Below are 8,935 nucleotides of genomic sequence, written 5' to 3' on the forward strand. Positions count from 1 at the left end.
TATCCGATCTGGATGGCGCAGAGCATCTATAATCTCACTATCACCAAGCCCCAAGGCTTTTAACAGAACCTGTGCAGACAGTTTACGGGTTTTGTCGATGCGCACCCACACTAAGTTATTTTTATCGGTTTCAAACTTCAACCAAGCACCCCGGTTGGGAATCAAGGATGCTGAGTAGGTACGACGTCCGTTTTTATCGGTTTCAGACTTGTAGTAAACCCCAGGAGAGCGCACAATTTGGTTAACAATGACTCGCTCAGCACCGTTAATGATAAATGTGCCTCGGTCTGTCATCAGAGGCAAATCACCGATGAAGACTTCTTGTTCTTTGATCTCGCCGGTTTCTTTATTAATCAGGCGGGTATGAACGTACATTTGTACGGCATAGGTACTATCTCGCCGCTTCGCTTCATCCACATCATATTTAGGAGACTTAAGCCTGTAGTTTTGACCCAAGAAGTGCAGCTCCATTTTGCCAGTGTAGTCGGTAATCGGCGAGAAGCTATTGAGTTCTTCAATTAGCCCCTCCTCCAAGAACCAGCGAAAGCTAGCACGCTGAATTTCAACTAAGTCTGGCAACATATAGGTTGCTGTTGTGTAAGTCTGATTAGTCATGGGGTCTGTTCTTCACTCTTTTTAAGTCAGCGCCGATTTTGATTCCCTGCCCAAGGCAGTACTTGTACTTGAACAGTTGCTTAAAACTTGGGTTCGAGCTAATAGATACTAGATCAACTGTTAGAATTGACACTCCCACAGATAACGTAAAGGTGGAATTATTAAGCTGAACACCACCTGACCTCAGTTTTAGATGTTCATAGCTTTGAATCAAATGGCTTAGAGTGCCTTCAATCTTCCACTTCTCGCGCATCCATCCGTGGTGATTTAAACCATGTCTATTACTAGATTGACAGAAACTCAGGCATCAGGAAAACAACCAAAACACTCTAGTGAACTATACTGGACTTGGACTACTTGCTTCCGGTGCTAGTTGTGGTTTTTACACTTGCCACCGCCGATCTGCCCTGCCATACACATGGGCTGTGCTTAGCTGGAGACTAAAACCGTTGTGGGGCTTGTCGTTGGGTTAGTTGTATTCAGACTAACCAGGGTAGCATTTTATCTTTGTTTTGTCAACCCTCCTTCCGTAAGCCTCTCCCAAAAGTACTATTCAAAGAGTCGGATTATTTCCTGTTATTTGCTCTTATAGGTGTTCCCATAGATTTTCACAGCCAGCCTAAGAGTCTCCCCATAATTCTATTTCTACTAAACCCTAGCAGAGTAGGGGAGTTAAAATTATCAAGCACCTACCTAATGGTTTTCCGCTTTCAGGTCTGGTTGAGATTTACCAAATCCCTATTTGGTTCTTGAGTTGCTGTTGATAGGCTAAGACCAAAAAGCTGACAGGCATTTTGGGTGGTAAAAGCCGCCAACTCTTCTACAGATATCCCTCGTAATCCGGCAATGCACTCGGCTACATAGCGGACATAGGCTGGTTCATTTCGTTTCCCTCGCTTGGGGACTGGTGCAAGGAACGGACAATCTGTTTCGATGAGTAAGCGATCGCTAGGTACCATGGTGGCTGATTCTTTGACCTGAGTGGCATTCTTAAAGGTGACAATGCCACTGAAGCTTATGTAAAACCCCAAATCCAAAAACCACTGTGTCTGTTGAGGATTACCTCCCCAACAGTGCATCACACCTCTTATTGATCCGGTACTTTCCCAAAATTCTTGCAGTATGCCCCTCATTTCTGCCGCAGCGTCACGGCAGTGGATAATCAGTGGCAATCCCAGTTGGTGGGCAATCCCTAGTTGGGCTTTGAACACTTCTATTTGGTGTTGTTGGTTCTTGGCTTTATAGAAATCCAAACCGGTTTCTCCGATCGCTACAACCCTAGCATCAGAGCGCGCTAGGGTCAAAATCTGATTTTCCGTTTCGGAAGTCCATTTTTCGGTATCTAAGGGGTGTAAGCCTACCGCAAAGGAGAGTTCGGGAAATCGCGACCCTAGAGATTGGATGCCTGGAAACTCAGACGGTTCTACGCAAGAGTGAACTAGACGAACCACACCAGCTTCTAGCCATCGCTGCCGTAATTGCTCTAACTCCGACTCAAAGACATCGAAGTTTATATGTACGTGGGTATCAATCAACTGCATCAATACAGTTTTTAATCTATTTATCTATTTTCAGTTTAATTAACAGAGGTTTCTGCGCTTATTACTAATTGCAGCACTTAGCGCTCCGCCAGCTGAGTGAGGCAATCTGATCATACAGCAGGTGACTCGGTCACACTAGGGTTAAGTTTAACCTCTATAGCTTTGAGCTTTTTGGCAAGACTTGCTTTTTTCCGAGCGCCATTATTACGATGAAGTACTTTACGCTTGACAGCCTTGTCAATTTTGCTGTATGCTTCTGACATTCGGCGCTTTACTTCCTCCAATCCCTCTGGACTTGGTTGGCGTTCGTACTCTTCTAAGGCAGCACAATAGTTCTTGGTCAGCGTTTTCACCGCTGATTTGTAGGCTTTGTTCCGAACTCGGTTCCGTTCGGCGATGTTTATGCGTTTGAGGGCAGACTTATTATTAGCCACAGCAGTGTTTACTTAACTTAATTTAGTTTAGGAGTTACGTCCAGTAGAAAATGGTATGATACCAGAAATAATATCATACCACATATCATACTAAACTAGTATCAACACCCATAGCGTAACCAAAGCATCACCCTCTATAAGCTATATTCTTAAAGTAAGTCCAGGAAACATAGACACCTTTGATCAGGGTAAGTGTATAAACCTGGTCTAGGACGAGCAACACTAGCGTGATGGGCACTCCGACTCCATGCTGCGAATCATAACTGAGCAGGCTGAAGCACAAACTGAACTGCGACGTATCCGCGATCGCACGGCTTCTGACCAAATGCTGAACAAAGAGGCAACTGTAAGGGAAGTTTTACAGGCAGTGAAGCGTAAAGGAGACGTAGCGCTCCTGCACTACACTGAGGAATTTGATCAGCTGAAATTGAGTCGAGAACAACTGCGAGTCAGCGGTTCGGAACTAGATGCGGCTTACCAACAGATCTCCAAAGAATTACTGGATGCGATTCAATTAGCCGCCAGACAAATCGAGGCATTTCATCGACAACGTGTTCCCAAATCCTGGGTGCAATTTGGTCAAGATGATGTGGTTTTAGGGAAGCGCTACACTCCTGTAGATAAGGCTGGACTATATGTTCCTGGAGGTAGGGCGTCCTATCCCAGTACTGTGTTAATGAATGCTATTCCAGCCAAGGTAGCTCAGGTAAAAAAAATTGTAATGGTCACCCCACCAAGACCTGATCAAAGCATTAATCCAGCTGTGCTTGTGGCTGCTCAAGAAGCTGGTATTGATGAGATTTACCGGGTAGGTGGTGCCCAAGCAATTGCAGCCTTAGCCTTTGGGACCGAAACCATTCCCAACGTGGATGTGATTAGCGGCCCGGGGAACATTTACGTAACCCTGGCTAAGAAACTGGTTTACGGTATTGTAGGGATTGACTCCCTGGCTGGTCCTTCTGAGGTATTAATTATTGCGGATGAGGCAGCTCATCCAGTTCATGTGGCTGTCGATCTATTGGCTCAGGCAGAACATGACCCAATGGCAGCAGCCATTCTCCTGACCACTGATGCTCAATTAGCCAAACAAGTGCAGGGGCAAGTCCAGCAGCAACTAAAAGACCATCCACGACGCCTGTTGACAGAAAAAGCGATCGCTCACTACGGTCTAATTGTTGTTGTTGATTCTTTGGAAGCGGCAGCACAACTGTCTGATGAGTTTGCTCCAGAGCACTTAGAACTAGAAATTACCCAACCTTGGGACTTACTAGACTATATCCACCACGCTGGAGCAATTTTCTTGGGTAACTCAACCCCTGAAGCAGTAGGTGATTACTTAGCTGGACCAAATCACACCCTACCAACTTCAGGTGCTGCTCGTTATGCTTCTGCCTTAGGTGTGGAAACCTTTATGAAGCACTCCAGTTTGATTCAGTATTCCAACCGAGCCCTCCATAAAGTGGCTGGTGCTATTGAGACTCTTGCTGAAGCAGAAGGTCTACCATCTCACGCTGACTCTGTGCGCTTACGAACTCAGCTTGATGCTGGGGGGTCAAAGGGAGTAGAACAATAATATAACAATCATCTAGTTAAAGCTCTGTCAGTAGTCAGGTAGTTACTGATTGCCCAGAATGCGCGAATTTAGAATTTAGAATGCGCGAATTAGTTGATTTTTCATTCTGCATTCTGCATTCTGCATTCTGCATTCTTCATTCTGTATTGTTACTTTTTAGCACGGAAAATCCCAAAAACTGAGGTGAAGCCGTGCAAAAACGTACTACTGCCTACTGGCCCAATTTCCCCGTTACAGAAGAAGCCCGCCAGCTGAATATCCTTGATGTAACGGTAGAACATTTGGGAATCAAAATTAGGTTTACCGTAAAGCCCTTCTCCTCGCCCCAGACAGGAAAACATGAAAGCACCAGCAGCTTGAGTGGTGTTAGTTTGCTTTTGATAGTCCTCAAGAAGAAGTGCCAAGTCTTCCTCTGAAGTTTGAGCATCTCTGAGGTGGAACTGAATACGTTGACCGGGTCGAATCCGATCAGCAATAGCGATCGCACCAATCCTCGGATCTACACCTAACAGATTGCGGATCAGAAAGTCTCCGGGATCCAACTGTTGTTTAAACTCATCTCGGGCAACTCCCACAAAGAGTGAATGTTGTGCCAGCTTACGGTCTGCCTCATCCATACTTTGGATTAACTCGCGCAACACCATTAATGGGGGATGGGATGCTGGCTCACCGCTGCTGATCTTGCCTTGATCGAGGGCTGTCAATTCCAGCAGGATATTCTGGTCTGCTTTAGTCACCTGATAGGTTTGACCGATAGGACGACAGCCTTGAGCAACAATGGTTTCTAATACAACATTGCCGCTTAGAGCAACCCCCACAGTTCCTTCATGGTAGAGAGAATTTGCGACTTGGGTCTGGTCTTTCAGGCAAAACAAGCCATTCTTAACCATCATAGAGCTACCACTCGCCAGTCCTCCTACCTTGACTGACCCTGGATAAGCATAATCCAACCCTTGGAGCAAATCATTAATTTTAGATGACGAGGGGTCAGAGAATAAAATAAACTGGGGCTGCTCTTGGGGGGAAATGCCAATCAAGTCCACCCAAGCATCAGGAGAACTATCCAAATCTGGCAAGGTGTCTCCAGGGATATGAAAGCTATGGACACTAACATCAGGCAAACAGGCTAGGCTGACGCTTAGGGCTGGTCCTCCCTCAACTTCCACAGGCTGACCATTGGTGTTCATCCCAATAATGCCACTCCCACCACAACCAATCAACACCGGTAAAGACAATCGTTCCTGGAGCAGGGGGATGAGGCGAGCATACTCACTGGCATAGGCAGATGAGATGAACACCAGACCCAAATCTGCTCTTGAAGGCAAGGACTTTTCAAGGCAGTCTGCCACTTCGGCCACTGCCGCTTCTAATGATGCACGGGTTGATAGAGCATTTGTCCACTTAATCACATTAGCCATCTATATCTACCTATTTCACTCCCGATACCATTCCCTATTGAGGGGATTGGCCACTCCTCAAGGTTTTATGATAACGGTGAATTACCACAGACTTCCACTAAGCCTTACCTGATAATGAGCAGAGGATTTGTTGTGGGACACTTATATTAATATAACTTAATCTAAATTAGTGTTTATCAAAAAAAGCGCGTTAGCGCGGGAACGAAACTGTTTTTATTAAGGCGCGCGGCCTCCGTTAAATTCACAGTTCCTCTAACTCAAAGTCCTTCCTCAAGTCAGCCATGGTAAGAAGGGTAATGGCTAAAGGTGACTTCCACCCTAACCACCCTATTAAGTTAGCCCAGTGCTCTTGACCCATTAAGAATTAAATTCGCGCTTATTGTCGCACCGCTATGTCAAGATCTGTCAAGTAAAAGGGGAATGGGTTAAGAGTTATATAGCAAGTCTTATACCCATGAGGTACAAATCTCTGGGTTTTAGGGAGCAGGGAGCAGGGAGCAGGGAGCAGGGAGCAGGAAGCAGGGAGTAGGGAAGAGGAACCCACCCCTCCCAGGAGGGGAAGAGGGAAGAGGTAAAAAATAATGTGTACCTCATAGCTACGATAAATGCTATAGAAGTGGTGTAAGCGACTACGGGGTAAGGGAAAATTGGGAGAACCTTAAAAAATAAAGAACAAATTTGTGTTAAAGCATATCTTTTGCTTTAACCTAAGAAATTAGAGTAGCTAATTGTAGCGCTCTTAGTTAATTCCCTGGTAATTTCTGGTTAATCCGGAATTTCCTAGCTAAGATGCAGGTAATGGGCATTAGTCCCATCGTTGTAGTGGTCACGACACCTACGAATGACCGCAAGTTCGTAGACCTGTCGCTAGTAGTTAAGGTCAGGGAAACATGTGCTGCTAGCTCAACCAGCCTTTACAACATCACCTTTCCCGGAAGCGGGGCAAAGTCCAGCACACATTACCCCTGATAGGAGTTGCAAAAAACCTAAGCAACTAGGTCGTCCTTAGAACGAAATTACTAGTTATTAAGCCTCCTATCGTTAACTATTTTGCTAAGGGCGGTCGGTTACTACTACCAATCCTATCAGCAAAATAAAAATAGACATAATCAAGTTATAAAAGCGAAAGACAGATGAGCGAATTACAAGAGAAAATAGACCAAGAGCGTGAACAAGCTAGAGCCGTTTGTGATTCTGAAGGTTCGTCTTCAGCAGAATGTGCAGTAGCTTGGGATAACGTAGAAGAACTACAAGCAGAGGCTTCCCATCAGCGGCAAAATACCGAGCCCAAAAACTCCCTTGAGCAGTACTGTGATGATAATCCTGATGCAGCTGAGTGCCGGGTATATGACGACTAGACTTTAGGATTGTTCTGCCAAATACTCAGCAAAAAGGGTAGCAGGAGTAAATCCCCGATTAGGATTTGCTCCTGCTACCCTTTTTGGTGGCGTTACTGCCTCATGCTTTCCTTGGCTTTGTTTCTAGATTTCCAGTATGGGCATTGGTGCAATAACATAGATCAAGGTCATTTCGGCAACAAGCAATGCAAGATGAAATTATTCAATTACTGGTTTGGATGGACTACCGTTTGGCAGTTCTGTTCACAGTATTTATCCCCTTGATGCTGCTAATTTGGGCATTTTTCCAGAAAGCAGATGCGATGGTACGGCTGTTGATTATCTATTGGCGTGTTTCCAGTCTCCTAGCGATTACAGTTTACTTGTTGATTGTCGGTTGGCCGATTGGTTATGTGTCTGCTTTGAGCTCCCGTATTATCATCCCAATCTCCCTGTGGTTTTGGATTGACTTGAATGAGGAGATTGATGATAGACCAGCTACTCCCTTGAAGCTAGCACTGACATCTTGGCGTTGGGCAATGACTATTTACTGTACTCTGGGGACAATTGCCAGTATTCCATTTCTACGTTGTGCCTTTGTCCCAGGAGCAATCACATCTGGATTTTGTCAGGTGTTGAGGCAGCCGCCTTTGTTATTCAAACAGTATTTCCATGCTGGTTATACCCCTGGATTTTTGGGTTTTATGGGAATGGTGGGATTATTCTTTTATGTCCTTTACTTAAGCTATTTCGTTCTGTTTCGACTCGGCAAACAAGGACGATCAGCTATTGAACCATGAAATGGGTTTTGGCTTTGGATTGTTTAGGGCAGTAGCATCTTCTTTGAGACTCCCCACGGCGCTTATGCCGGGGGAGTCTTGGTTCGAATGAAAACTCACAACTCACAGATGATGGATTCCATTGGTAGGCGTCTAGAACAATACACCATCAAATGCCCAAAAGAGGTATTGATCGTTACCGCACAGATAGCTGGTGAACAGGATCAAATTGCTATTTTTAAAGGTTTTTCCAGTTCTTTAATGCGCCCCACATCCTTTGACCCAGATGTAGCGGTCTTACCAGCACAGGCAAAGATCATTAGCATAGATCGAGTGGCTGCTCCCTATAATCCACAGTCTCCTCGTTATCTTCAGCAAGGACTGAGTTTGGAAGCTATGGAAAAGTTGTTGGAGAATGCTGGTGTTTAATTTACCGTCCTTGGCAGGTGGTGGCTGCTAAGTTCCAAGGGAGGAAGGTAAATTTTGGTAAAGTTTTGCCCGAAGGCCCTTGGGAGCTAAGTGTATTTGGATTTAGTTAGTCAATTTTGATAAAGTCTTGCCAGAAGTCTAACAGGGCTAAATCTACTTTGATCTAGTTAGTCAATGCTTGAGTAAATCTTTGATAAAGTCTGGCCAAAGCGCTCACAGGGCTAAATGTACTTGGTTCATAATCTGAATGTACTTGGATCATAATCTGATCACAAGAATATATTTGTTCACAAGCATGGGTTGGATGTATTGATGGATATCTACCAAAGCAAAATAAAGTGTTATTCTCCACTGTGAGTGTGTAATGTGAGGAAATAGAAATTATGGTTACATCCCCTGTCCGTATCCAGGGATGGAATAGTGCTAAATTCTCATCCGAGAATCAGCCAATTAACTCTCCCAATGTCAGGTTACCTTGGCAACCCCTAACTCTACCGACAACCCAATTATTCGGCACCGATGGCATTCGGGGACGAGCAGGAACATTGCTCAGTGAAGATTTGGCGTTACAAGTGGGTTTCTGGGCTGGTCTTGTGTTACAGGAATACTCAGCTGTACCAGGACCGGTGATTTTGGGGCAGGATTCGCGCAATTCTAGTGATATGTTGGCCACAGCTTTAGCTAAGGGGCTGACTACAGCAGGTCTAGAGGTGTGGCACCTGGGATTATGTCCAACTCCTGGTGTTGCCTACCTGTGCAGTGCGACAAGTGCCATCGGGGGTGTGATGATTTCCGCTAGTCATAATAGA

The 8,935-nt window shown here is 45.2% G+C and carries 8 protein-coding genes and 2 pseudogenes; 5 read left to right on the forward strand and 5 right to left on the reverse strand.

Annotated features, from left to right (window positions below; genetic code table 11):
• The 3 genes and pseudogenes from F6K52_RS26885 to rpsT form a co-directional block, all read right to left on the reverse strand.
• Positions 1–615 (reverse strand): annotated as a pseudogene (locus F6K52_RS26885) (DNA-directed RNA polymerase subunit beta); the annotation flags it as partial.
• A 710-nt stretch (positions 616–1,325) separates the two neighbouring features.
• A complete protein-coding gene (locus F6K52_RS26890) occupies positions 1,326–2,156 on the reverse strand; it encodes a TatD family hydrolase (protein WP_293085553.1) in 831 nt (276 codons plus the stop codon).
• Positions 2,157–2,266: 110 nt separating this feature from the next.
• Complete coding sequence (gene rpsT / locus F6K52_RS26895) at positions 2,267–2,590, reverse strand: 30S ribosomal protein S20 (protein WP_293085558.1); 324 nt, start codon at positions 2,588–2,590, stop codon at positions 2,267–2,269.
• 247 nt (positions 2,591–2,837) lie between these two features.
• Here rpsT and hisD point away from each other — a divergent pair, with 247 nt between their 5' ends.
• Positions 2,838–4,163, forward strand: coding sequence for a histidinol dehydrogenase (gene hisD / locus F6K52_RS26900; RefSeq protein ID WP_293085561.1), 1,326 nt, complete (start codon positions 2,838–2,840; stop codon positions 4,161–4,163).
• A gap of 149 nt (positions 4,164–4,312) precedes the next feature.
• Here the strand turns inward: hisD and F6K52_RS26905 are convergent, their stop codons facing one another.
• Together F6K52_RS26905 and F6K52_RS26910 are read right to left on the reverse strand one after the other, a co-directional pair.
• Positions 4,313–5,581, reverse strand: coding sequence for an FIST N-terminal domain-containing protein (locus F6K52_RS26905; protein WP_293085564.1), 1,269 nt, complete (start codon positions 5,579–5,581; stop codon positions 4,313–4,315).
• 432 nt (positions 5,582–6,013) lie between these two features.
• Entirely contained in the window at positions 6,014–6,175 is a 162-nt protein-coding gene (locus F6K52_RS26910; RefSeq protein ID WP_293085567.1) for a hypothetical protein, read from the reverse strand.
• A 539-nt stretch (positions 6,176–6,714) separates the two neighbouring features.
• Between F6K52_RS26910 and F6K52_RS26915 the strand changes: the two genes are divergently transcribed.
• From F6K52_RS26915 to glmM, 4 genes and pseudogenes are all read left to right on the forward strand, one after another.
• Positions 6,715–6,939 carry a Calvin cycle protein CP12 gene (locus tag F6K52_RS26915; RefSeq protein ID WP_293085570.1) on the forward strand — a complete coding sequence of 75 codons (225 nt, stop codon included), beginning with the start codon at positions 6,715–6,717 and terminating at the stop codon, positions 6,937–6,939.
• A gap of 185 nt (positions 6,940–7,124) precedes the next feature.
• On the forward strand, positions 7,125–7,718 hold the full coding sequence (locus tag F6K52_RS26920; RefSeq protein WP_293085573.1) for a DUF3177 family protein: 594 nt from the start codon (positions 7,125–7,127) through the stop codon (positions 7,716–7,718).
• 108 nt (positions 7,719–7,826) lie between these two features.
• Positions 7,827–8,126: a hypothetical protein gene (locus F6K52_RS26925; RefSeq protein ID WP_293085576.1), complete on the forward strand. Its 300-nt coding sequence runs from the start codon at positions 7,827–7,829 to the stop codon at positions 8,124–8,126.
• Positions 8,127–8,509: 383 nt separating this feature from the next.
• Positions 8,510–8,935 (forward strand): annotated as a pseudogene (glmM, locus tag F6K52_RS26930) (phosphoglucosamine mutase); the annotation flags it as partial.

The sequence above is a fragment of the Moorena sp. SIO3H5 genome (assembly GCF_010692395.1).
Taxonomy (GTDB): Bacteria; Cyanobacteriota; Cyanobacteriia; order Cyanobacteriales; family Coleofasciculaceae; genus Moorena.